The sequence below is a fragment of the Lutibacter sp. genome (assembly GCF_033723435.1).
In the GTDB taxonomy this organism is placed as follows: domain Bacteria; phylum Bacteroidota; class Bacteroidia; order Flavobacteriales; family Flavobacteriaceae; genus Lutibacter.
This window is the reverse complement of sequence record NZ_JAWVXC010000008.1, coordinates 47235-70969: the sequence shown is the minus strand read 5'-3', so window position 1 is coordinate 70969 and position 23735 is coordinate 47235. Positions and strand designations below refer to the sequence as shown.

Genomic DNA, 23735 nt, shown 5'->3' with positions numbered 1-23735 from the left:
TTAAAAAATACTAAAGGTTAAAAATTTTATCAATTTCATCTAATTTTATAGTTACAAACGTTTTTTTACCATAAGGTGAAATATCTGGTTGTTTGCATAAAAATAGTTTATCTATTAGTTCTTGTTGTTCTATTGGCGCTAAATATTGTCCGGTTTTAACAGCTAAACTTTTTGCAAGGCTTTTTGCCATAATGTCTAATTGGCTAAAACTAGTGTCTGGCACATCATTTTTTATATCTTCTAGTAACTGCTCTAAAATAATACTAATTTGACTTTCCGTAATACTTGTAGGAATACCTTTAACTATAATAGTTTCATCTAAAATTTTATCAAAAACAAACCCACAATTTTCTAAATCTTCTTTAATTTCTTTAACTAATTTTATTTCAGATTTACTAAAAGAAATTTCTAAAGGGAATAATAATTGCTGACTTAAAGCTCCTTCAATTGTTATTTTTTCTAAAAATTCTTCATATAAAATCCGTTGATGTGCTAAATTTTGATGCACATAAACTATTCCTGATTTTATAGCACAAATTATATATTTATGATGAATTTGAAAAGTTTGATTGGTAGCATTTTCATTATTAAACAATGTTGTTTTTGAATTAACATCGTGGTTAATGCTATCTGTTTCTTCTTTTGGCAAACTATTATACAAACTTTCCCATTGGGAATTATTATTGGTTTTATGAAATTTAGTTGCTTTTTGATTATCGGTTTTAAACGGGTTAAAATCAGGATTTACATCTATTTTTGGAGTAGAAGTAACTTTGTTTTTAAATGTATACGGAGTATCTAAAGAAGCATCTCTGTTAAAATCAAGCACAGGAGCAATGTTGTATTGTCCTAAACTATGTTTTATAGTAGCTCTAATTATTGCATAAATAGTCTTTTCATCTTCAAATTTTATTTCCGTTTTTGTTGGATGAATATTAATATCAATACTTTTAGTAGGAACTTTTAAGTACAAAAAATAGGTAGGATATAATCCTGGAGCTATTAAATTTTCGAAAGCACTTTGAACGGCATGGTTTAAATAAGGACTTTTTATAAAACGATTATTTACAAAAAAGAATTGCTCATCCCTTTTCTTTTTAGCAAATTCAGGTTTAGTTACAAAGCCTTCTATTTCTACTACTTCTGTTTTTTCAAATATTGGAACTAATTTTTCGTTGGTTTTTTTACCTAAAATTGCAACAATTCGCTGCCTTAAATTCCCAGAGTTTAAAACATATATTTCACTATCATTATGATAAAAAGAAAATGCAACAGATGGATGTGCCAACGCAACTCTTTGAAATTCATTTATAATATGTCTGGTTTCAATACTATTAGATTTTAAAAAATTTCTTCTGGCAGGAATATTATAAAATAAATTTTTTACAGAAATAGAAGATCCTTTTTGATATGCTATTGGCTCTTGATGAATAACTTTATTTCCTTCAACCCTAATATTTGTTCCTGTTTGTTCTTCTGATAGATTCGTTTTTAATTCCACTTGAGAAACGGCTGCTATAGATGCTAATGCTTCGCCTCTAAAACCTTTGGTGTGTAAATTAAATAAGTCTTCTGCTTTTTTTATTTTAGAAGTTGCATGTCGCTCAAAACATAGTCGAGCATCTGTTACGCTCATTCCACAACCATCATCAATTACCTGAATTAGTATTTTACCAGCTTCTTTAATAATTAATTTAATAGAAGTTGCATTTGCATCAATAGCATTTTCCAATAATTCTTTTACAACGGATGCAGGGCGTTGTACAACTTCACCTGCAGCTATTTGATTAGCTACATGATCGGGGAGTAGTTGAATTATATCAGACATTAGAATAAAGTATGTAAATCAAAAAGGTAAGCGACAATACCAACTAAAATGGCAATTATTATAGCCAATCTTAAAACGGTAGCTCTATCTGCAGAGGTTTGTTTATGTTTTACCCAATCGTTTTTTAAATTATTTTTAGTCAATTTAATCCCATTAACTTCTTCATCAGAAGCATTTGATTTACTGTATTTTTTTTCTAATTGCTTAATACGTTCCTTTCTCTCGTCATAATAACGAGGTTTATAGTCAAAAACGTAATGTGCACGTGGCTTAAATAATTTGCCAAACATAAATTTATATTAATTAGGTAAAAATCAAAATTACTCAATTCTGATATTATGGTCAAGTTTTGTGAATAAGTACGATGTTAAATCTATCTTAAAGCTGCCATTTTAATAGCTGCAATTGCGCATTCAACACCTTTATTTCCATGTTTTCCGCCAGAACGGTCTATAGATTGTTGTTTAGTGTTATCTGTTAATACGCAAAAAATAGTTGGAGTATCGTACAAAACATTTAAATCTTTTATGCCTTGAGTAACACCACTACAAACAAAGTCAAAATGTTTTGTTTCTCCTTGAATAACATTTCCAATAGCAATTACGGCATCAAAATATTTAGTTTTAACTAACTGTTTACATCCATAAATAAGCTCAAAACTACCAGGTACATTTACACGTTTTATATTTGAGGAAGCAACACCGTGTAATTCTAAAGTTTCTTTAGCTCCTTTAAACAAGTTTTCTGTTATTTCAGGATTCCATTCAGAAACAACAATCCCAAACCGAAATTTATTCGCGTTTGGGATGTTAGTTTTGTTGTAGTTTGATAAGTTAGTTGTAGCCATTACATCTTATTTTTTAGATGCGTAGGTTGCTTTACTTATATAAATATCAATATTTCTTGCTTCATCAGAATTAGGATAGTCTTTTTTAATTCTGTTAAATGCGTCTAATGCTTTACTATATTTATGTAAATCCATAGCTGTGTTACCAGCTTTAAATAAATATAATGGCGTAGAAAAATTATTATCTTTTAAATTGGCTGCTTTTAAATAATAGGTTAAAGCATCTTCAGGTTGGTTGATATCAGAAAAGATATCTCCCATAGCGCCTTTTGCTATTGGACCTAAAACTTCATCATCAGAAGTGAATTTTTCTAAATAATCGATAGCTTTATCATATTTTTTTAATTTATAGTATGAAATTCCAGCATAATAATCTGCTAAATTTCCAGCTTTAGTACCGCTATATTTTTTTGCAACATCAATAAAACCATATTTACCATCAGCACCATTTAAACCTAAAGTGTATAAACTATCTGCGGCAACATCATTTGTAATTGCTTTTTGAAAATATGCTTTTGGAAAAGCTAACTCATCTGCAGCTTCTTTTTCTTGAGGTCCTTTAATATATTTTTGGTAACCAATTGTTCCTAAAATAAAAACAACAACAAGTGCTAATAAAATAAATAGCATTTTCTCATTTTTTTTAACCCATTTTTCAGATTTAGTTGCTGTTTCATCTAAGGTGTTAAATACTTCAGCAGTTGTAGATTTATTACCAACCGAATTATTTCCTTTTTTTGATTTACTACCTGTTTTTTTATATGTTGCCATTTAACTTGTATAATTTGTAGGCGCAAAAATAGAATATTTAATTGAAAAGTAAAAATCCATTTCAAGCTAATTTTTCATTTATTTTCAATAATTTTATCCGGCTAAAATGGTAAAATGAATTTAAAAAGAATAAACCTAATCAATTTTAAGAATTTTGAGACGCAATCTTTTGATTTTGAGGATAAAATAAATTGTTTTGTAGGCGATAATGGAGTTGGGAAAACCAACGTTTTAGATGCTATTTATTACCTTTCATTCGCAAAAAGTTATTTTAATCCAGTAGCTGTTCAAAACATAAATCACACAAAAGATTTTTTTGTTATTGAAGGAGAATATCAAATGAAAGATAGAATTGATACCATTGTTTGCAGTTTGAAACGAGGAAATAAAAAAAATATAAAGAGGAATGGAAAGGTTTATGAAAAATTTTCAGACCATATTGGTTATTTGCCATTAGTAATAATATCTCCAGCAGATAGAGATTTAATTACAGAAGGTAGTGATACCAGAAGAAAATTTGTAGATAATGTAATTTCTCAATCGAATAAGAACTATTTACAAAATGTTATAAAATATAATAAAGTATTAGCTCAACGAAATTCGTTATTAAAATATTTTGCTTTAAATAGGACTTTCGATTCTGTAAATTTAAACGTTTATAACGAGCAATTACAGCACTATGGAAATATAATTTATAAAGAAAGAGAAGCTTTTTTAAAAGAATTTATTCCGATTTTTACAAAACGCTACCAAGCTATTTCTAATAGTAAAGAACAAGTAGATTTAGTTTATAAAACACAATTAAATGAAAATGATTTGCTAACTTTACTTGAGCAAAACATTGAGCGAGATAGAGTACTTCAGTTTACTAGTGTGGGTATTCATAAAGATGATTTAAGCTTTGAAATTGATGGATATCCTATTAAAAAGTTTGGTTCGCAAGGACAGCAAAAATCGTACTTAATAGCTTTAAAATTAGCACAGTTTGATTTTATTAAAAAGCAATCGAAAATAAAACCAATTTTATTGTTAGACGATATTTTTGACAAATTAGATGAAAATAGAGTGGCTCAAATTATTAATCTAGTAAATAGTGATGAATTTGGTCAATTATTTATTAGTGACACCCATAAAGAACGAACCGAAGAAGTTGTAAAACAATCTAACCAAACCTATAAAATATTTGAACTATAATGGCAAAACGTCAAAACGAATTTTTTAAATTAAAAGATTTATTACAGGATGTTTATAAAGAAAATAAACTTACCAAAGGCATGCAGCAATTATTAGTGGAAGAAAAATGGGGAAGTATTATGGGTAAAGGTGTTGTTTCTTATACACAAAGTGTAACATTAAATGGTAAAACATTATATGTAAAACTAAATTCTTCTGTTTTGCGTGAAGAGTTGAGTTATGGTAAAGAAAAAATTATAAAAATGTTGAATGAAGAATTAGGGGAAAAACTTATTTCTAAAATAGTATTAAACTAAAAAAGCTCGATAAAAATCGAGCTTTTTTTATGTTATTTTAATTTTTTTTAAAATAATTCTCTGCCAGAAAAGTGAAAAGCACCTTCAATAGCAGCATTTTCGTCACTATCAGAACCATGAACAGCATTTTCTCCCATAGAAGAAGCATATAATTTTCTAATAGTTCCTTCTGCAGCTTCTTCAGGATTTGTAGCGCCAATTAAAGCTCTAAAATCTTCAACTGCATTTTCTTTTTCTAAAATTGCAGCAACAATAGGTCCGCGAGTCATAAACTCTACTAATTCTCCAAAAAATGGTCTTTCTTTATGAATTGCATAAAATTCTTTAGCATCATCCACCGTCATTTGAGTCATTTTCATGGCAACAATTCTAAAACCAGCTGCGTTTATTTTTTCTAAAATTGCTCCAATAAACCCTTTTTCTACAGAATCAGGTTTAAGCATTGTAAAAGTTCTGTTTGTAATCATTTTAAGTGTTCTAATTAATAAAATCGGGGCAAATATACTATTTTATACTTTAAAGTAATATTTTTTAATATTTTTGAGTATAAGTAGCATAAAGTATATTTTTTTCTCCTCTGGTTTCCATAATCACTTTTTTGTTTTTAAAATCGAATTTTAATAATCCGAAATTTTTATAAGGAATAACTTTACCTATTCTGTATGGATTTATTTCACTTTTAAAATTAGTATATGAATGTGTTAAACCACTAGAAGTAAAATCTATTAATGGATAATTTAAATTTTTAAACTCTTTTTTTGATATTTCAGATATATGCCTGTCTCCAGAAAGTATAATGGCATTTTTAGTTTTAGTACTTGCAAGTAACTTAATAAGTTTATCGTATTCGTGAGGCATATTTCCCCAACATTCAAATCCGTGTTGATCCGATAAAAACTGAATACTACTAGCTATTATGGTATAAGATGCTTTTGAGTTTTCTAATTCATTTTGTAACCATTTCCATTGTGCATCACCTAACATAGTACCTTGTCCATATTTATTTGGTTTATATCTTTTTTTTGAGGTAGTATCCGGAGTTAAGTGAGTTCTAAAATAGCGTGTATCTAATAAAATAATTTTTATGTTAGTAGTGTCTATTTTAAAGTTTTTTGAATAATATACACCTTCCCGTTTCCTTCTAACATCATCAGAAGGAACATTATAAAAGTCTAAATAAAGTTTTTGTGATGTTACTTTTTTAGGATAATCAGCTCCGCCATCATTTTCACCATAATCATGGTCGTCCCAAGTAGCTAATACAGGTATTTTTTTAACGAATTTTTTATAATCAGGGTTATTTTTTTGTTGATCATAGTTTTTTTTAAGATACTCCATATTTTCTGTATCACTGTAAATCATATCTCCTTCAAAAATAAATATTGAAGGGTTGTTTTTAGCAATTTCTTTCCACAATAAATTTGGTAAGTTTTGGTTGTTACAAGAACCAAAAGCAATGGTAAAATCACTATGTATATTTGAAGCCGAAGTAGCATCTGTTTTTTTATTGTTTTTACAAGATGCCAGAAGTAAAAAAATCAGGAATAATTGTTTAATTTGAGTCATTGTTATTTTATTAAGTAAATTTTAACAAATGTAATTATTTATTCAAAGTAACGTTTATCAATATATTGTATATTTGCTTCATATGAATGAAGACGAAATAAAGGAGATTAAGGAATTGCTTTCAAGTCCTAAAAACATAGTTGTTGTTCCACATAGAAACCCAGATGGAGATGCTATAGGAGCTAGCTTAGCAGTATATCAATACTTAAAAAATAAAGGACATAATACAACGGTAGTTTCTCCAAATGATTATCCAGAATTTTTACATTGGTTGCCAAATTCTAAAGATGTTTTTAAATATGATATGCAAAACAGGCAATCTCAAAGTGCTATTGATGAGGCGTCTATATTATTTTTGCTAGATTTTAATACGTTGAGTAGAGTAGGTGATGATATGCAGAAAAAATTGGAGACTTTTACTGGTACTGTTTTTATGATTGATCATCATCAACAACCAGATGATTTTGCTAAGTATTTATATTCAGATACCTCTATTTGTTCTACTTGTCAGATGGTATATCAATTTATGGAAAAATTAGAGGATTTAGATTTGTTGGATAATACTATTGCTACTTGTTTATATACAGGAATTATGACAGATACAGGCTCATTCAGGTTTCCATCTACTACAAGTACTACACACAGAATTATTGCTAATTTAATTGATAAAGGAGCAAATAACGCCAAAATATATAATAATGTTTACGATACAAACTCTTATGGAAGATTACAATTATTAGGTAGAGCGTTAAGTAATTTGGTGGTAATTGATAAATTAAAAACTGCATATATTCCTTTAAGTCAGTCAGATTTAGATGAGTTTAATTTTCAAAAAGGAGATACAGAAGGAGTTGTTAACTATGCATTGTCTTTAAAAGGAATAATTTTTGCGACCATTTTTATTGAAGATACAGATCAAGAGATTATAAAAATTTCTTTTAGATCAAAGGGTAAATTTTCAGTAAATAAGTTTGCACGAGCTCATTTTAATGGAGGAGGTCATGATAATGCAGCTGGAGGAAAATCATATATTTCTTTAGATGCTACAATATCAGATTTTTTGAGAATAATTCCTAAATATCAAAAAGAACTTTTAAATTCATATGAAGAGTAGTTTTTTATTTGTAATGACAGTTTTATTGGTTGTATCTTGTCAAAAACCAAAACCAAGATTCCCTGTTGTTAGAAAATCAGTTTCAGAAGTAGAAACTTCAATAGAATTAAATAATAAACTTAAAACTGCAGAAGAACTTATATTAAAGAAAGTAATAAAGAAAGATTCTTTAAGCACTTATTACGCTTCTAAATATGGTTTTTGGTATAAATATGACTCTAAGGGAAATGGAAATTATTTCCCAAAAAAAGGAGATGAGTTACTATACACCTTTAGTGTGTACAATGTGAATGATAAATTAATTTATAAGGAAAAAGAAGCACATTATTGGGTAGATAAGCAAGATATTATTGATGGGTTAGAAATCGGTTTAAAATTAATGAAACAAGGAGATGAAATTACTTTTTTATTTCCATCAAATGTTGCTTATGGTTATTCTGGTGATCAAAATAAAATAGCTGTTAATCAGCCACTAATTTTTAAAGTTAAATTAAATCAAATAAACAAAAATGAAAGTAATTAAATTAGCAATCATTATGGTTGTTGTAGTATCATTAAGTTCTTGTAATAAACAAGGATTTTCTAGTAAAAAAACATTAAATACTAAAATAGACACAGTCAGTTATGCAATAGGTTTAGATATTGCGAATAAGTTAAAGATGAATTTTGAAGATGTGGATAAAGAATTATTTTTACAAGGAGTAAATGATGGACTTGATTCAACTAATATTTTAATTGATTCCAAAAAAGTTAATGGGATTTTAAGTGCGTTTTTTCAAAAACGTCAAGCTGAAATGAGAGAAAAACAACGTGAAGCTGCTATAAAAAAAGTCGAAGAGAAATATGGAGATGTTAAAAAAGAAAATGAAAAGTTTTTAGAAGAAAATAAAACCAAAAAGGGAGTAAAAGTTACTAAAAGTGGATTGCAATACATGGTTTTAAAAGAAGGAAAAGGAGATTCTCCAAAAGCAACATCTAAAGTTAAAGTTAACTATAAAGGAACTTTAATTGATGGAACTGAGTTTGATAGTTCAGCAAAAAATAAAAAACCTGTTGAATTTTATGTTAACAGAGTTATTAAAGGATGGAAAGAAGGTTTACAATTAATGAAAGTTGGGGCAAAATACAGGTTTTTTATTCCTCAGGATCTTGCATATGGAGCTTTTCCTCGTAAAGGTGGAGTTATAAAACCATTCTCAACATTAATTTTTGACGTGGAATTAGTAGCTATTCCTAAAAAATAAATTTAAAAAAATATTGAAATGAAAAACATAAAATTTTTAATAATTCTATCCGTTTTAACAATTATTTCTTGTAAGCCAACAAAATATGCAAATTTAGATGATGGTTTATATGCAAATATGAAAACTAATAAAGGAGCAATTTTACTAAAATTAACTTACGATAAAACACCTATAACCGTCGCAAATTTTGTTTCTTTAGCAAAAGGTACAAATCAAGAAGTTATAGATTCTTTAAAAGGAAAACCATTTTATAATGGATTGTTATTTCATAGAGTTATTAAAGATTTTATGATTCAAGGAGGAGATCCAACTGGAACAGGTGAGGGTGGCCCAGGTTATAGTTTTAAAGATGAATTTCCAAAAGATGCAAATGGAAATCTACTTTTAAAGCATGATAAAGCAGGTACTTTATCTATGGCAAATGCCGGACCTAATACTAACGGAAGTCAGTTTTTTATTACACATAAAGCAACACCTTGGTTAGATGGCAAACACTCTGTTTTTGGATATGTTGTTAAAGGACAAAATGTAGTAGATTCTATCGCTAAAAACGATACAATAAAATCTGTAGAGATTATAAAGATTGGATCTGCGGCTAAGAAATTTAAAGCAAAAAAACAATTTTCTGATTTTTATAAAAAATATGCTGAAGAGTTAAAAATAAAGCAAGAAAAAATTCAGCAAGCAATGGATAATACTGTAGCTAAAATAAATCAAAATTTAGGAAAAGCTGAATTATTACCTTCTGGATTAAAAATAGCCATTACAGAAACTAAAAATGGTGATTTTCCAAAAAAAGGCGTAAAAGTTAAAGTAAATTACGCAGGTTACTTTACCAACGGAAAATTATTTGATACAAGTTTCAAAAACGTTGCGAAAGCTTATCAGGTATATAATGAGGCAAAAGATAAGCAGCATGGTTATGCTCCATTTACAACAGTTTATGGTCCAGATGCTCGTTTAATTGCAGGTTTTAAAGAAGGTTTGCAACATATGCGGATAGGAGATAAGGCTATGCTTTTTATTCCATCTTATTTAGGATATGGCGAACAAGGAGCAGGAACAGTTATACCTCCAAATACCGACCTAGTTTTTGAATTGGAATTAGTAGGTTTAGCCAATAATTCAGATAAAAATTAGATACTAAGTGTTAGATTTTTTAATTCATAAAGATATTGAATTATTTATCTACCTTAATAATTTAGGTAGTACACAATGGGATGGATTTTGGTTATTTGTAACCAATAAATTCAGTTCTATCCCATTGTATGCTATCCTTTTATATTTTACTTATAAAAAACTTGGTTTAAAAAAAACGCTTATTGTACTATTGTTTGGAGTACTATTAGTTCTAGCTTCTGATCAAACTAGTAATTTATTTAAATATAGTTTTAAGCGATTAAGACCTTGCCATAATAATGATATTTCTTCTATAATAAGAATCGTTAAAGAAGGTTGTGGAGGTTTATATGGTTATTTTTCAGGACACGCTATTAATTCTATGGGAATAGCTGTATTTTTTGGTTTGTTATTAAAAAATAGCTATAAATATTTATTTTCTATTCTAATTTTTTGGGCATTAGTAATTGCATATAGTAGAATATATGTGGGTGTTCATTATCCTTTAGACGTAATTACAGGGATGCTATTTGGTGTTTTATACGGAACACTATTTAATAAATTACTAATCTATTTTTTAGCAAAAATTAAGATTTAGCCGTAAAAATTTCTTTTTTATTAAACGGATTTAAAAAGATTAAAAAGAAAATAACTGCAAATGCTAATTCATATAGTTCCCATTTCCTTTCCGAATGAACAAAAACAATTAATCCTGTAGCAATTAAAAATGCTATAGTATGATGCCATTTTACGATTGGCACAGCAAATAAATCTGCTAATTTTTTTATAGAAGCTACTTTTCTGTATACAACAGGAAGTATTAATAGATAAATAACTAACATTACAGTTAACAATTGACTGAAAATAAGTTTATTAATTTTTTCTCCATCAACAACCATATTGTGTAAATTGGTTTCGTGTTGGGCATTGTTTTCTATAAAGTATTCAGAAGACTGAATATGGAATATACGTTGTCCCCATGAAATTTCTTCGCCAGAAGCGAAAAAGAATGCGATAGCCATAACCAAAACACCTATTTTCCAATAGACATTTTTATGTTTAAAGAATTTAAAAAAATAGAAAAATAATAATATGCTAGAGCATAAAAGTAGTACAAACTGACTATTTTCAACAAAGCCATCTTCAACTGCATAAACAGTATCAAAATAATTTAAATCTGTGTTTGCATAATAAAGTCCAAAAGCAAAAGATATTATTAAAAATACATAGCCAAGGATGTCTGTTTTTGTAAGTGTTTTAGTTTTCATATATCAAAAGTACTATTTTTTTGAAACTAAATAAAGCTGTCTAATTAATCTTTCTTTATTTTTTGAGCCTTTATTTAAATTGAAAGTTTCTTTTAAATTTAATTGGTAATTTTTAGATAATTTTTTTGTTATATTAGAAACATCTTCATTTAATAAAAGAAGTCCGAAGTTATTTTCTTTAGGCAATTTTAATTCGTTGTTTTTATAAATATCTTTTATTTTTCCATTGTAATTCCACAATAATTCTGGGGTTACTTCTCCTATTGAATAGGTAGTAATGTTATTAGTTTTTTCAATTTGATGTAGTGAATTAATTTCATTAAAAGCATTGTTTTTATTTAAACTAGTTGAAATTGGTAAACCAAAAATAAGTACAGCAGCAATAAAAAGAACAGTTAAATAAAATACATTTTGAATATTCTTTTTTAATATATTTTTGATGATATAAAAACCTATTAAAACCAAACTTATAGTAGTTAAAATATAACTTACTAGAAAATTAGGAATTTCATTTTTTAACAAAAAATAAATAATAATAGGGAATAATAAACCAATTGTTGCTATCAATCCAAAATTAAAATAGACAGGAATAGTTTCTTTTTTACTTTTTAGTTTAGCAAAATTTCGTGTTAAATATTGTATATAAAATCCAGTGTTTAATGCTAATGGAATTAAAACTGGCATTAAGTAGCGAGGTTTTTTTTCTGGAATTAAGGATAATAAAATTACTGCAATTATTGTCCACCAAAACGTAAATTGATAAGCTTTTTTGTTTTGTACTCGTTTTTTTAAATAAGGATATAATAAGCTTATAAAAGCTGGGATAGTCCAAATACCAGATTGTGTAAAAAAGCTCCAATAATAATAAAAAGGTTTTACATTGTAGCTATTCCAATTACCAGTTTCTTTAGTAGCAATTTTTAGAAATGCATCTGCATCTGCCACTCTAACATAAACAAACCACCATCCACCAATAATTATAAACAATGCTATAAAACTTATAAAAGAAATGGTTTTGCTTTTAAAATTTTTGAATTTATAAACTATTCCGTAAGAAATAATAAAAGGTAAAAACAATGCATATAATGAAACAGGTCCTTTACTTAAAAAAGATAATCCAACAAAAAAGGAAGCTAACAAGGCATTAACCCATAGTTTATTTGAGTTTTGAAAAAACTGAAACAAAAAATAAATTCCAGCAGTCATAAAACCGTGAGCAAATATATCCCAAGGCGCTTCATTTAAAATTCCGATAACATAAAAAGAAGTTACTACAATTAAACTATTGTTAAAACTTTGAAGTTTAGGAAGGAATAATTTTATAGATAATAAGTAAACAAAAATTCCTAAAAATAAAACCATTAAAGCTGCTGGTAATCGTAAAGCAAATAAACTATTTACTCCAAAAATTAACCCAGATATTGCTGTTAGCCAAGTAGGTAATGGAGGCTTCTGATAACGAGGTTCACCATTCATTGTTGTTAAAATCCAATGATTATCTTGAATCATTTCTCGTGCAGAAATAAAGTTTCTGGCTTCCATAATTGTAACATTTGGAACGTTTAAATGCACAAGCAACATTAGTAAAACTAAGATAGATAAACTTGCAATAGGATATTTTTCAAAAACTTTAATCATAATATAAAATTAAGAATGTCTTTTTGATAATATTATATTTCTCGAATAAATAATAGAACCCATTATATGACCAACAAATAATACTGGATCTTTACGTAAAATAGCATAAACTAATATCATTAACGATCCAATTAAACTTAATAGCCAAAACCCGAAAGGTAAAGAAGATTCTTTATTTTTTTCTGAATAAATCCATTGATATACAAAACGCAATGTAAAAATTACTTGAGCAATGCTTCCCCAAAGTAAAAGTGCAAAAGGTATATCTTTGTTTTTAAATAGTTTAACTAAATCGTAAGTGTTGTTATTAAATGAATAAATAACAATTAATAAAGGGAAAATCCATAAAAATATTCTTAAAAATTTAGGCGCTTTTTGCCATTCTCCTTGTAATTGTAAATTTCTAATATATATAAAATAGGTAAGTGCCTGACCAAGCATTATGGCGAAATCATTACGTAAATAACCATAAACAAATAATAAAAAGGATGCAAATAAACTTAGTTTCCAAAATATAGAAGGAGTTAAAACTTTTTTGCTTTTTTCAGATAAAATCCATTGTAAAATTAGCCTACCAGAAAATAGAATTTGAGCAAAAAAACCTATGCTATAAATTAACCAGTTGCTCATTAACCTTTTTTAGCAATTTCGTAATTAATGTATTTTTTCTTCATCCATAGGTAGGCAAAACAATCCATAAGCGGGCCTAATAATCTGTTCCACAAACCATATTTTGCTTCTCCAGCAATTCTTGGAAAATGTTGTACAGGTATTTGTTTTATTTTGCCATCTTGTAATAAAATCATTGCAGGTAAAAAACGGTGTAATCCTTTAAACATTGGAATTTTTTTTGCGTATTCCGTTTTTATAACTTTTAAAGGACAACCTGTATCATCCATGCCGTCATGCGTAAAAGAACGTCTAATTCCGTTAGCAATAGTAGACGACATATTTTTAACAAATGAGTCCTTTCGATTTGCTCTAACTCCAGTAACTAAATCGTAGTTTACAATTTCATTTAATAATAAATTGAAATCTTCAGGAGTAGTTTGCAAATCAGAATCAATATATCCAACTAATTCAGTATCCACATTTTTAAATCCAGCAGTAATTGCAGCGCTTAACCCCCTGTTTTCTTTGAATTCAATAAAAGAAAAATCGGGATTTGAATTACAAATTTCTTCAATTAATAGTTGACTTTTATCTTTACTTCCATCGTTAACAAATAACACTTTTGTTTTTTTGGTAGCTATTTTAAGATATTTAGAAAGTTCTGTTTCAACACGTTTTAAATTGTCTTCTTCGTTAAAAACAGGAACTATTATAGTGAACTCGTAATGCATTATTATTTAATAATTTAAATATTAAACTCTTTTTTAATTAGAATTTTGGCAAATTTAACCTATTTATTTGTATTATTAATACTTCATAAAATTTCTATTTATTAAGTATAAATATTATTATTCTGTTTTATAAATAGATGTTTTGTAATTAGATTCTAATAAAGTCATTTTTGATAAAGTTTCTTTTGAAATATCTTTCTTAAGTTTATTAGTTACTAAAAAATATACTTTAGGATAGGTATTAACAACAGAATCTAACTCTTTTTCATTTTTCACCACTTTAGCTTTACCTTTTGAATAAAACTGACCAGAATATGATTTCTGTTTCCAATAAAATATTGGAATAGATTTATTTGTGCTATTAACAAATTGATGTTGTAATAAATACTTATCTGAATTCATATAATTTTCTGTCTTACTTGTAAATGAAATTCCAATAAAAGCTATAATTGCCAATATTGGAAATATAGAACCTAAGCCTAAAATTACTTTTTTATTAGTATAATTATCCCAATAATAAACTGTCAATAAAGCAATAGGAACAGTTACTGGTAGAATATAAGTATGTAAAATATTAGTAGACATGGTAAAAAATAAAGGAGTCCACGCTAGCCAAAACACCAAGTACGAAACCCACTTACTCTTTAAAATAGATTTACGATTTTTCCATAATTTAATAAGCACTATTTGCAACCAAGGAAAAGTAAAAATAAATAAGAACACCCAAATCATACCTTTAGGTTGAGAGTGCCCACTACCATATAAATCTCCTTTCCAACCTGGAACTAAAAAGCGTTTAAAATGTTCTCCAACAATAAAATAATCTAAAAATCCTGGTGATCTTTCTTCTGTTAAAATATACCAAGGAACTGCAATCACTAACACTAATAAAATACCTAAAACCCAAGGTAATTTTGTAAAAACAGTTTTTAATTTTATTTTTTGAACCAATATCCATGCTAAAATTGGAGGTCCAGTTAATACCAAAATTAGCGGACCTTTGGCTAAAAATCCTAAACCAATACCTATAAAAAATAAATAATTCCAAAAGAATTTATTTTCATTTTCCATAGATTTCCAAAAGGAAAGCATTATAATAACTACACAAAAGTTTAAAGCTGTGTCGGTAGAAACTACACCAGTATGAATTAAAAATTCAGGCATAGTTAATAAAATGAAAGCAATCAGATAAAAAGTGATATTTGTTTTTTTTATGCTTTTACCAACAATATAAATAATAAGTAAACTAATTAAAAAAGAAGGAAGCCTTGCGGTTAGCTCATTTACTCCAAAAATATCAAAACTTATCGCAGAAAGCCAAGTAGATAAAGGTGGCTTAGCCCAAAAAGGAACTCCATAATCAATTTGAAGGACTACCCATTCTTTAGTTTCTGCCATAATCCGTGCAATTTCAGCATATCTAGATTCTGTTTTGTCAAGTAGCGGAATTGCGGCTGTTAATATAAATTTGAATACAATAATTGTGATTACAGAAATTATTAAATATAAGCGAGTGTTTTTAATGTTCTTTGATGACATATTAAATGTTATTATACTTTTGATAGTTGGCTAATTCTAAATAAATCTATCCATAGTTTAAAAAAGTAAGTAGCTTTTACTTTAGAATCCCCTTTTTCAATCCAAGATTTTAATGGAATTTCAATCATTTTTTCCAAAGATTTTTCTCTTCCATATATTTCCATAATTCTTTGAAATATTTCTACATCAAATAGCCATTTTGAAATAAAAGGTTTAGTAAATACTTCTTTTGCTAACTCTTTAGTAAAAACTTTACAACCGCATTGTGTATCATAAACAGGTAATTTTAAAATGGTTGAAATAGCAGTCGCAATAACTCTTCCAATTAAAAAGCGAGATCGTTTTCTTTCAATATTTGCGCCAACTCTTTTAATTCTAGAACCAAAAACAAAGGTAATTCCATTCTTGAAATTTTGAGTCATTTCATTACATTCTTCTAATGAAGTAGCTAAATCAGCATCTAAATAGGCAATATAATTAAAGTCGAAATGTTCTAAAGAATATTGCATGCCAAACCTAACAGCTTCTGCTTTTCCTTTATTTTTTTCATAGCTAATTACATTTACATTATTTGGGTACTTGTTTTTTAAATTTTCAAGCACTAATAATGTATTGTCGGAAGAACCATCATTTACAAAATTTAAAATTACATCAAAATTTTCATGTAAAAAGTTTTCGTATTCTGTTAATGGCAATCCTTTTTCTTCATTATAACAAGGAATTATAATACAAGTATTTGTTTTGGCTTTTACGGTTTTTTGCATTTAAAATATCTATAAATAAAAGCAATGAATTTACGATTATTATTTTTTGTAAAATTAATTTTTTATTTCAATTTTATGGATTACTTCTAAAATAATGTTTTAATAATAAAACACAGCAATTATTTAGTAAGTAAATTTTATTTTTGTTAACATATATTTAGTAAATCAATCCATATTTAACGTACCATAATTTTAGTATCTTTACAGCCTAAATTTCAATTTAATTTTAATGGAATTATACAAAACCAACCAATTAAAAATATACAATTCATTAAGCAAAACCAAAGAAATCTTTAAACCAATTTTAGAAGGTCATGTAGGTATGTACGTTTGTGGACCTACGGTTTATAGTAATGTTCATTTAGGAAATGTTAGAACTTTTATGAGTTTTGATTTGGTGTTTCGTTATTTAAAACATTTAGGTTATAAGGTTAGATATGTGCGTAATATTACAGATGCAGGTCATTTAGAAAATGATGCAGATGAAGGGGAAGACAGGATATCTAAAAAAGCACGTTTAGAGGAAATTGAACCAATGGAAGTGGTACAACGCTATTCTATAGATTTTCATAATATATTGCAAAAAGTAAATAATATTCCACCAAGTATTGAACCAACAGCTACTGGTCATATTGTAGATCAAATAGAAATAATTAAAACTATTTTAGATAAAGGATTGGCATATATTGTTAATGGATCGGTTTATTTTGATGTATTAAAATATAATGAAACAGAAGATTATGGAATTTTATCAGGAAGAAAAATAGAAGATTCAATTCATAATACCAGAGAATTAGACGGCCAAACTGAAAAGAAAAATCCACAGGATTTTGCTCTTTGGAAAAAAGCAGATGAACGACATATTATGCGTTGGCCTTCACCTTGGAGCGATGGTTTTCCGGGTTGGCATTTAGAATGTAGCGCAATGAGTACTAAATATTTAGGTAAAACTTTTGATATTCACGGAGGCGGAATGGATTTAAAATTTCCGCATCACGAATGTGAAATTGCACAATCTAAAGCAAGTAATAATGTTAATCCAGTTCATTATTGGATGCATGCTAATATGTTGATTTTAAACGGTCAAAAAATGGCAAAATCAACAGGAAATTATATTTTACCTAATGAAATATTTACAGGTGAAAATAAATTACTAAAAAAAGCATTTTCGCCAAGTGCACTTCGATTTTTTATGATGCAAGCGCATTATAGAAGTATTTTAGATTTTTCAAATGATGCTTTAGAAGCTTCTGAAAAAGGATTTTTAAAATTAATGGAAGCAGTAGATCAAATAGAAAATATAAAAGAAAATAAAACATCAAGCATAGATATAAATAGCTGGAAACAAAAATGCTACGATGCTATGAATGATGATTTTAACAGCCCTGTTTTAATTGCTCAACTTTTTGAAGCGGTTAAGTATATTAATTTACTTCAATTAGGAAAAGAAACATTAAGTAAGGCTGATTTAGAAGAATTTAAAGCACTAATAAATGTATTTGTGTTTGATATTTTAGGATTGCAAAATGAGGTTAGTAAGGATAGTTCTTCTAAAATATCAGGAGTAGTAGAATTACTCATTTCTATGCGTAATGAAGCTCGCGCTAATAAGGATTGGGCTTTATCCGATAAAATTAGAGATGAACTTTTAGCTTTAGGAATTCAATTAAAAGATGGTAAAGATGGCACATCATTTACTGTAAATTAAATTGAAAGGTTTTACAAAAATATTAGCGTTACCTTTTATTGGCTTGGTTAGGTTTTATCAAGCTGCAATTTCGCCATATACACCATCGAGTTGTCGATATTCTCCAACTTGTTCTCATTATACTATTGAAGCTTTAAAAAAACATGGTATTTTTACTGGTGGTTGGTTAGCTATAAAAAGAATAGGAAGTTGTCATCCTTGGGGGGGAAGTGGTTACGATCCAGTTCCTTCAAAAGAAGAATTACTACAACAAAAACATCATAAACATAAAAAATAAATATTTAAAATATGATTTTATTATCCATTAACTGGGATCCGTCACCAATATTATTTAAAATAGGCCCACTTGCTATTCGTTATTACAGTTTAATGTTTGTTATAGCATTTATGCTAGGTTTATATTTAATGAAAAAGATTTTTATTAATGATAAAATTCCGTTAGAAAAATTGGATTCCTTATTTATGTATGCAGTTATTGCAACATTGGCAGGAGCAAGGTTAGGACATTTTTTGTTTTATGATCCTCAGTTTTTAATTCACCATCCGTTAGAAGTAATTTTACCTTTTAAGTTCAGTCCAAAATTTGAATTTACAGGTTATGCAGGATTGGCAAGTCATGGAGCTGCAATAGGGCTAATAATTGCTATGTATTTATATAGTAAAAAAGTACTTAAAAAACCTATTTTATATATTTTAGATAGAATTTCAATTCCAGTTGCAGCAGGTGCAATTTTTGTTAGAATAGGAAATTTGATGAATTCTGAAATTATTGGAAAACCAACACATTCTAATTATGGATTTATTTTTAGAAAATTAGGAGAAGATTTTCCAAGACATCCTACGCAAATTTATGAATCGGTAAGTTACTTAATTATCTTTTTAATTTTATGGTTTGTATACTGGAAAACAGATAAGAAAGAGAAACTAGGTTATATTTTTGGACTGTTTTTTGTATTACTTTGGACGGTTAGATTTTTTGTTGAATTCTTCAAAGAAGCACAAGTTGATGATAGAGCACAATGGTTTTTAAACACAGGTCAAATTCTTAGTATTCCTTTAATAATTGTTGGCTTTTATTTAATGTATAAAAAACCGAAAGTATAAATTTTTAAAATGCAGAGTTTATTTTTTGACGAGATAACCTATGAAAAAGTAGATTTTTCTGTTCAAAAATTTGAAAAAGCGGAATACGATACTTGTACTTTTATAAACTGTTCTTTTGTAGCTATCGATTTGTCAAATAGCTCCTTTATAGAATGTGAATTTATTTCATGCAATTTTAGTAATACTAACTTAAAAAATACTTCTTTTAAAAACGCTATTTTTAATGGTTGTAAATTAGTAGGTATACTATTTAATGAATGTAATACTTTTTTACTTTCTCTAAAATTTATAGGTTGTTATATAAACATAACTTCTTTTTATAAATTAAACCTTAAACAAATTTTATTTAAAGATTGTAAGTTAATTGAAGCTGATTTTACGGAAGCTAATTTGACAGGAGCTGTTTTTGAAAATGGAGATTTATCTGGAACTATTTTTAATTCAACTAATTTGTCCTTAGCCGACTTTAGTACTGCAGTTAATTTTAAAATTAATCCTGAATTGAATAATATTAAAGGAGCTAAATTTTCTCAACAAGGACTTTCAGGGCTTCTACAAGATTATAATATAGAAATAATCCCATAAAAAAAGGTCATTCTATTAAAATGACCTTTTTCCTATTTTTTATTAGTTGTTAACTCTTAATATGCTGCTTTTTAAATTTATCGAATTTAGATTCGGTATTTTTAGGCCAGCTATTATTTTTTAAATTAACATCTGCTGTTTCTTGATCAGGATCAATAACAATCTTTTTAATTGCCTTAGTAGATGGAAAAACTTTAGTTACTTCTTTATCATTAAGTCTCCATATTTGAGCTGGATATTGTTTGCGTTCTTTGGTGCCATCTTCATATTGAAGCTCAACAATAATTGGCATTACCAAATCTCCAGGTTTTTCAAAAGTTAATTCATAAAAATACTTTGGAGTTTTTAATGTTTTTTGTTCTTGTGCAGAAAAGTTTTTATCAATATAGTTTTTTAAATTAGGAAAATCTGTAGGCTTTTTATTTTTCATATCGTTAGTGAATTCATCACTATCTTCAGATACTAAATATAAGGATGGTGGTAACTGATCAACAGTTATACCATATCTTTTAGCCATATTTTGAGCTCTTTTAGTTGGCTTGTCAGTAATGTAATATTTTTTAACCGATTTAATACCTATATCATTACTTCCAGTAGTGTAAAACCATCCTCTCCAAAACCAATCTAAATCCATAGCGGAAGCATCTTCCATAGTTCTAAAAAAGTCTGCAGGTGTAGGATGTTTAAAAGCCCAACGTTTAGCATAAGTTTTAAAAGCTTTATCAAATAATTTTGGTCCCATAATGGTTTGTCGTAACATATATAATCCAGCAGCAGGTTTTGAATAGCCGTTAGCGCCAAAATTAAAAACATTATCTCCTTGTGACATAATTGGAGCTATTCTAGATTGATCTCCTTTCATATATCCTGTAATTCCTTTAGGAATTCCTCGGGAAATAGGAAAATCTTTATCGTAATTTCTTTCTGCTAAAATTTGTACAAACGAATTAATGCCTTCATCCATCCAAGTCCATTGACGTTCATCTGAATTAATAATCATAGGAAAAAAGTTATGACCTACTTCGTGAGTAACAACACCAATCATTCCATATTTTGTTCTATCTGTATAAGTTCCGTCAGGATTTGGTCTTCCATAGTTCCAACAAATCATAGGATATTCCATTCCTTGACGTTTAGCATTTACGGATGTAGCTTGTGGATACGGGTAATCAATAGTATGTTCAGAATAAACTTTAAGTGTATTGGCAACAACTTTAGTTGAGTGTTCTCCCCAAAGCGGATTTCCTTCCTTTGGATATAATGAGTATGCCATTACGGTTCTACCATGCATGTCCACAGCCATACCATCCCAAATAAATTTACGAGAAGAAGCAAAAGCAAAATCACGAACATTCTTTGCTTTAAATTTCCAAGTTTTTGTTTTTGTTGCATGTCCTTTTTCAGCTTCTATCGCTTCATCTTGAGTAACAATTACTAGTGGTTTGTCAAAAGATTTTTTAGCTTCTTCATATCTTTTATATTGCTTCTTTGTAAAAACTTCTTTTGGATTTTGAAGAACTCCTGTACCATTTAAAATATGGTCTTTTGGAGTAGTAATAGATACATCATAATCTCCAAATTCAAGTGCAAATTCACTTCTTCCAAAAAATTGCATATTTTGCCAACCTTCTACATTATTATATACTGCTAAACGAGGAAAAAACTGTGCAATTATATAAATTTTGTTTCCATCAGGAAAAGGTTCATAACCTGATCTACCTTGTAAAGCTATATAATCGTTAATATTATACCACCACTTAATTTTAAAGTTATAAGTAGCTCCTGATGCTAAAGGTTCGGATAAGTCAATTCGCATCATGGTTTGGTTAATCATATAATCTAATGGTTTATTTTCCATATTTGTAATAGATTCTATGTTAAAACCACCTTGGAAAGGTTTACCCATGAAGGATTTTGTAAATTTTGAAGGAGAATATAATACACCTGGTCCACTGCCATTAATATCTGGAGTTTTAGAATTTGGCGCACGCATATTTTGGTCTAATTGCACCCATAAATATTCAAGATTATCTTTTGAATTATTATGATATGTAATGGTTTCTTCCCCAAATATTTTTTGATTGTCATCATCTAAAATAATATTCATTTTATAATCCACTTTTTGTTGAGTGTATTCAAAACCTGGAGCTCCAGAAGCAGTATGCTGATTGTTTGGGGTGGGAAGTTCTTGTTTTAATTGTCTGAACTTGCTGATGTTGTAATGTCCTTTTTGAACAGGATTTTGTTGCTCAGAATTTTGAGCAAATATCATTGTTGAAATTAGAGAAACAACAATGAAAGATAAAGTTTTTTTTAACATATTTGATTATAGTTTGGGTGATAAAAAAGTAATAAAATCCGAAAGTAATTATTTTTGTATTAAATGTTAAATATTTATTAAAAATTTAACAAACCTTTATCATTATTCTTAGTTAAGTAGAAGGTTTTATTAAAATCTTTCACATTAATTTTCACAATATTTTGTTGATTTTCAAAACTTTCAAATAAAGATGTGTTTATAATCTGAATACTGTTAAGGCGTTCTATATTAGGTACTTCTAAGTAGAAATGAACAATATTATCCTCGTATTCTTTACCTATATAATTGTATTTGTTTATGCTGTCGTTAATTGTTATTTGAAAGTGCTGGTGTAAGTAATTTTTAAAATAATAATCTATACTATCTATTTCTTGCTTGGTATCTATATTAAAAACTTTATTAGATTGTTTGCGCATATCAACTTCTAAATCGTCTATAAAAATACTTGTGATTATTTGTACAGATTTTTGTTTTTCTACATATTCAATTTCTGTTAAACTAACATAATATTTATGAAGCGTAAATGCAAATAGTGGAATTATTAAGAAAAATAAGAATACGTATTTTGATTGTTTCATTTAATGTGTTTTGGTTGCTAATAAACAAAAAGAAAATTTAATAATAAAGATTTTAAAAAATTAATTTTTTAGGGAATTAAATTTTACAGCTTGTTTAATTAGAAAATCTTTAATAACAAATTCATTACTGAAATAGAAATTATCTAAACCATTTGCTTGGCAATAATCTAAAAATAAATTTATTTTATCTTTGGGTATAGAAAGCCATTTTGTATAAAACTCATCTCCATACTGATTTCGGATAGTGGTTGGAAATTCTTGTTTTAATAATTTAATTTTCTGTTCTTTTAATTTTTTAGCCTTTCTTCTTAAACGTGATTTTTTGGTGATAGCCATAAATAATGCAATAGGATTTAAGCCACCTGCATTTGCATTAGGATCGGATAACTTGCGTGCATTTGGAGGCTTTCTGTGAGAAACTTCGTCGTTATTAAAAATGGTTCCTCGGGTGACAGGTACATTTGTAACATCTAGCTTAAAGGAATTATCTAACATCACTTCATCAAGTTGATAAAAATCTGGTTCTAAGTAAACAATTATGGTTTTGGAATTTATGTGTGTGTCTGAAATTTTTATGATTCTGTTTTCATAAACAATAGAGGAGAATAGAATGGAATCTCCTTTTTTTGCATAAATAGTAAAGTGACCATTTTTATCGCTAGTAGTTCCTAAATTAGAGGTTATATTTTTTATGTTTATATCTTGTAATTTAATAGAATCATTTTTTACAGTCCCATTAAGTTTAATTAGTTGTGTTTGTGCATTTGTAATATTAATCACAAAAAATAAAATAGATATTATATATAAATATTTATTAGTTTTTAATTTTTCGGTAAGTTTTACTTTCATTTCGCAATATTTTTATAACAAATAAAAACATTGAAATCTTAAAATTGTATTAATAAGCCT

At 27.7% G+C, this 23735-nt stretch carries 26 protein-coding genes; 11 read left to right on the top strand and 15 right to left on the bottom strand.

From position 1 onward, the window contains the following. Positions 1-10: 10 nt before the first annotated feature. The 4 genes from mutL to R3342_RS11720 all read right to left on the bottom strand — a co-directional run bounded on the left by mutL (position 11) and on the right by R3342_RS11720 (position 3446). Positions 11-1828, bottom strand: a complete 1818-nt coding sequence (gene mutL, locus R3342_RS11735; RefSeq protein WP_318940443.1) for a DNA mismatch repair endonuclease MutL — start codon at positions 1826-1828, stop codon at positions 11-13. Beyond that, entirely contained in the window at positions 1828-2118 is a 291-nt protein-coding gene (locus tag R3342_RS11730) for a hypothetical protein (protein ID WP_318940441.1), read from the bottom strand. The genes mutL and R3342_RS11730 overlap by 1 nt, the downstream gene beginning before the upstream one ends. 83 nt (positions 2119-2201) lie before the next feature. Beyond that, a complete protein-coding gene (gene ribH, locus R3342_RS11725) occupies positions 2202-2675 on the bottom strand; it encodes a 6,7-dimethyl-8-ribityllumazine synthase (RefSeq protein WP_318940439.1) in 474 nt (157 codons plus the stop codon). A gap of 6 nt (positions 2676-2681) precedes the next feature. Then, positions 2682-3446 carry a tetratricopeptide repeat protein gene (locus tag R3342_RS11720; protein WP_318940437.1) on the bottom strand — a complete coding sequence of 255 codons (765 nt, stop codon included), beginning with the start codon at positions 3444-3446 and terminating at the stop codon, positions 2682-2684. 114 nt (positions 3447-3560) lie between these two features. Between R3342_RS11720 and recF the strand changes: the two genes are divergently transcribed. Both recF and R3342_RS11710 read left to right on the top strand, forming a co-directional pair. Further along, positions 3561-4640 (top strand): DNA replication/repair protein RecF, encoded by a 1080-nt coding sequence (gene recF / locus R3342_RS11715; protein ID WP_318940435.1) that lies wholly within the window; start codon positions 3561-3563, stop codon positions 4638-4640. After that, entirely contained in the window at positions 4640-4936 is a 297-nt protein-coding gene (locus R3342_RS11710; protein ID WP_318940433.1) for a DUF721 domain-containing protein, read from the top strand. Before recF ends, R3342_RS11710 begins: the two co-directional genes overlap by 1 nt. 47 nt (positions 4937-4983) lie before the next feature. On the opposite strand, the gene R3342_RS11705 is transcribed toward R3342_RS11710, so the two are convergent. Together R3342_RS11705 and R3342_RS11700 are read right to left on the bottom strand one after the other, a co-directional pair. Then, a complete protein-coding gene (locus R3342_RS11705; RefSeq protein WP_318940432.1) occupies positions 4984-5403 on the bottom strand; it encodes a nucleoside-diphosphate kinase in 420 nt (139 codons plus the stop codon). A 64-nt stretch (positions 5404-5467) separates the two neighbouring features. Further along, entirely contained in the window at positions 5468-6502 is a 1035-nt protein-coding gene (locus tag R3342_RS11700; protein WP_318940431.1) for an alkaline phosphatase D family protein, read from the bottom strand. Positions 6503-6584: 82 nt separating this feature from the next. Here R3342_RS11700 and R3342_RS11695 point away from each other — a divergent pair, with 82 nt between their 5' ends. Genes R3342_RS11695 through R3342_RS11675 form a run of 5 tightly spaced genes read left to right on the top strand, consistent with a single transcriptional unit; the run spans position 6585 to position 10577 of the window. Continuing rightward, positions 6585-7616 carry a bifunctional oligoribonuclease/PAP phosphatase NrnA gene (locus tag R3342_RS11695; RefSeq protein WP_318940428.1) on the top strand — a complete coding sequence of 344 codons (1032 nt, stop codon included), beginning with the start codon at positions 6585-6587 and terminating at the stop codon, positions 7614-7616. After that, positions 7606-8139 (top strand): gliding motility-associated peptidyl-prolyl isomerase GldI, encoded by a 534-nt coding sequence (gene gldI, locus R3342_RS11690; RefSeq protein ID WP_318940427.1) that lies wholly within the window; start codon positions 7606-7608, stop codon positions 8137-8139. The genes R3342_RS11695 and gldI overlap by 11 nt, the downstream gene beginning before the upstream one ends. Continuing rightward, complete coding sequence (locus R3342_RS11685) at positions 8126-8860, top strand: FKBP-type peptidyl-prolyl cis-trans isomerase (protein WP_318940425.1); 735 nt, start codon at positions 8126-8128, stop codon at positions 8858-8860. The genes gldI and R3342_RS11685 overlap by 14 nt, the downstream gene beginning before the upstream one ends. An 18-nt stretch (positions 8861-8878) precedes the next feature. After that, positions 8879-10000, top strand: a complete 1122-nt coding sequence (locus R3342_RS11680; protein ID WP_318940423.1) for a peptidylprolyl isomerase — start codon at positions 8879-8881, stop codon at positions 9998-10000. A gap of 7 nt (positions 10001-10007) precedes the next feature. Then, complete coding sequence (locus R3342_RS11675; protein ID WP_318940421.1) at positions 10008-10577, top strand: phosphatase PAP2 family protein; 570 nt, start codon at positions 10008-10010, stop codon at positions 10575-10577. On the opposite strand, the gene R3342_RS11670 is transcribed toward R3342_RS11675, so the two are convergent. The 6 genes from R3342_RS11670 to R3342_RS11645 form a co-directional block, all read right to left on the bottom strand. Beyond that, entirely contained in the window at positions 10567-11247 is a 681-nt protein-coding gene (locus R3342_RS11670; protein ID WP_318940419.1) for a hypothetical protein, read from the bottom strand. The genes R3342_RS11675 and R3342_RS11670 overlap by 11 nt on opposite strands. Before the next feature lie 12 nt (positions 11248-11259). Then, positions 11260-12885, bottom strand: coding sequence for a phospholipid carrier-dependent glycosyltransferase (locus tag R3342_RS11665; RefSeq protein ID WP_318940417.1), 1626 nt, complete (start codon positions 12883-12885; stop codon positions 11260-11262). A gap of 9 nt (positions 12886-12894) precedes the next feature. Beyond that, complete coding sequence (locus R3342_RS11660) at positions 12895-13515, bottom strand: lipid-A-disaccharide synthase N-terminal domain-containing protein (RefSeq protein ID WP_318940416.1); 621 nt, start codon at positions 13513-13515, stop codon at positions 12895-12897. Further along, the gene (locus R3342_RS11655; protein WP_318940414.1) at positions 13515-14228 is read right to left on the bottom strand and encodes a glycosyltransferase family 2 protein; all 714 of its coding nucleotides are present in this window, start codon (positions 14226-14228) and stop codon (positions 13515-13517) included. Before R3342_RS11655 ends, R3342_RS11660 begins: the two co-directional genes overlap by 1 nt. Before the next feature lie 117 nt (positions 14229-14345). Beyond that, positions 14346-15767, bottom strand: a complete 1422-nt coding sequence (locus R3342_RS11650; protein WP_318940412.1) for a glycosyltransferase family 39 protein — start codon at positions 15765-15767, stop codon at positions 14346-14348. Between the two features lie 11 nt (positions 15768-15778). Continuing rightward, the gene (locus R3342_RS11645; RefSeq protein ID WP_318940411.1) at positions 15779-16531 is read right to left on the bottom strand and encodes a glycosyltransferase; all 753 of its coding nucleotides are present in this window, start codon (positions 16529-16531) and stop codon (positions 15779-15781) included. Between the two features lie 229 nt (positions 16532-16760). On the opposite strand from R3342_RS11645, the gene cysS reads away from it, so the two are divergent. Genes cysS through R3342_RS11625 form a run of 4 tightly spaced genes read left to right on the top strand, consistent with a single transcriptional unit; the run spans position 16761 to position 19928 of the window. Then, a complete protein-coding gene (gene cysS / locus R3342_RS11640) occupies positions 16761-18239 on the top strand; it encodes a cysteine--tRNA ligase (RefSeq protein ID WP_318940409.1) in 1479 nt (492 codons plus the stop codon). Between the two features lies 1 nt (position 18240). Beyond that, positions 18241-18516 (top strand): membrane protein insertion efficiency factor YidD, encoded by a 276-nt coding sequence (gene yidD / locus R3342_RS11635; RefSeq protein WP_318940407.1) that lies wholly within the window; start codon positions 18241-18243, stop codon positions 18514-18516. 11 nt (positions 18517-18527) lie between these two features. Further along, positions 18528-19343 (top strand): prolipoprotein diacylglyceryl transferase, encoded by an 816-nt coding sequence (lgt, locus tag R3342_RS11630; protein ID WP_318940404.1) that lies wholly within the window; start codon positions 18528-18530, stop codon positions 19341-19343. Positions 19344-19352: 9 nt separating this feature from the next. Then, positions 19353-19928, top strand: coding sequence for a pentapeptide repeat-containing protein (locus R3342_RS11625; RefSeq protein ID WP_318940401.1), 576 nt, complete (start codon positions 19353-19355; stop codon positions 19926-19928). Positions 19929-19977: 49 nt separating this feature from the next. Here the strand turns inward: R3342_RS11625 and R3342_RS11620 are convergent, their stop codons facing one another. The 3 genes from R3342_RS11620 to R3342_RS11610 form a co-directional block, all read right to left on the bottom strand. Further along, positions 19978-22248 (bottom strand): M1 family metallopeptidase, encoded by a 2271-nt coding sequence (locus tag R3342_RS11620; protein WP_318940399.1) that lies wholly within the window; start codon positions 22246-22248, stop codon positions 19978-19980. A gap of 77 nt (positions 22249-22325) precedes the next feature. Beyond that, positions 22326-22826: a DUF6702 family protein gene (locus R3342_RS11615; protein ID WP_318940396.1), complete on the bottom strand. Its 501-nt coding sequence runs from the start codon at positions 22824-22826 to the stop codon at positions 22326-22328. A 60-nt stretch (positions 22827-22886) separates the two neighbouring features. Beyond that, a complete protein-coding gene (locus R3342_RS11610) occupies positions 22887-23675 on the bottom strand; it encodes a hypothetical protein (RefSeq protein WP_318940394.1) in 789 nt (262 codons plus the stop codon). Positions 23676-23735 lie beyond the last annotated feature (60 nt).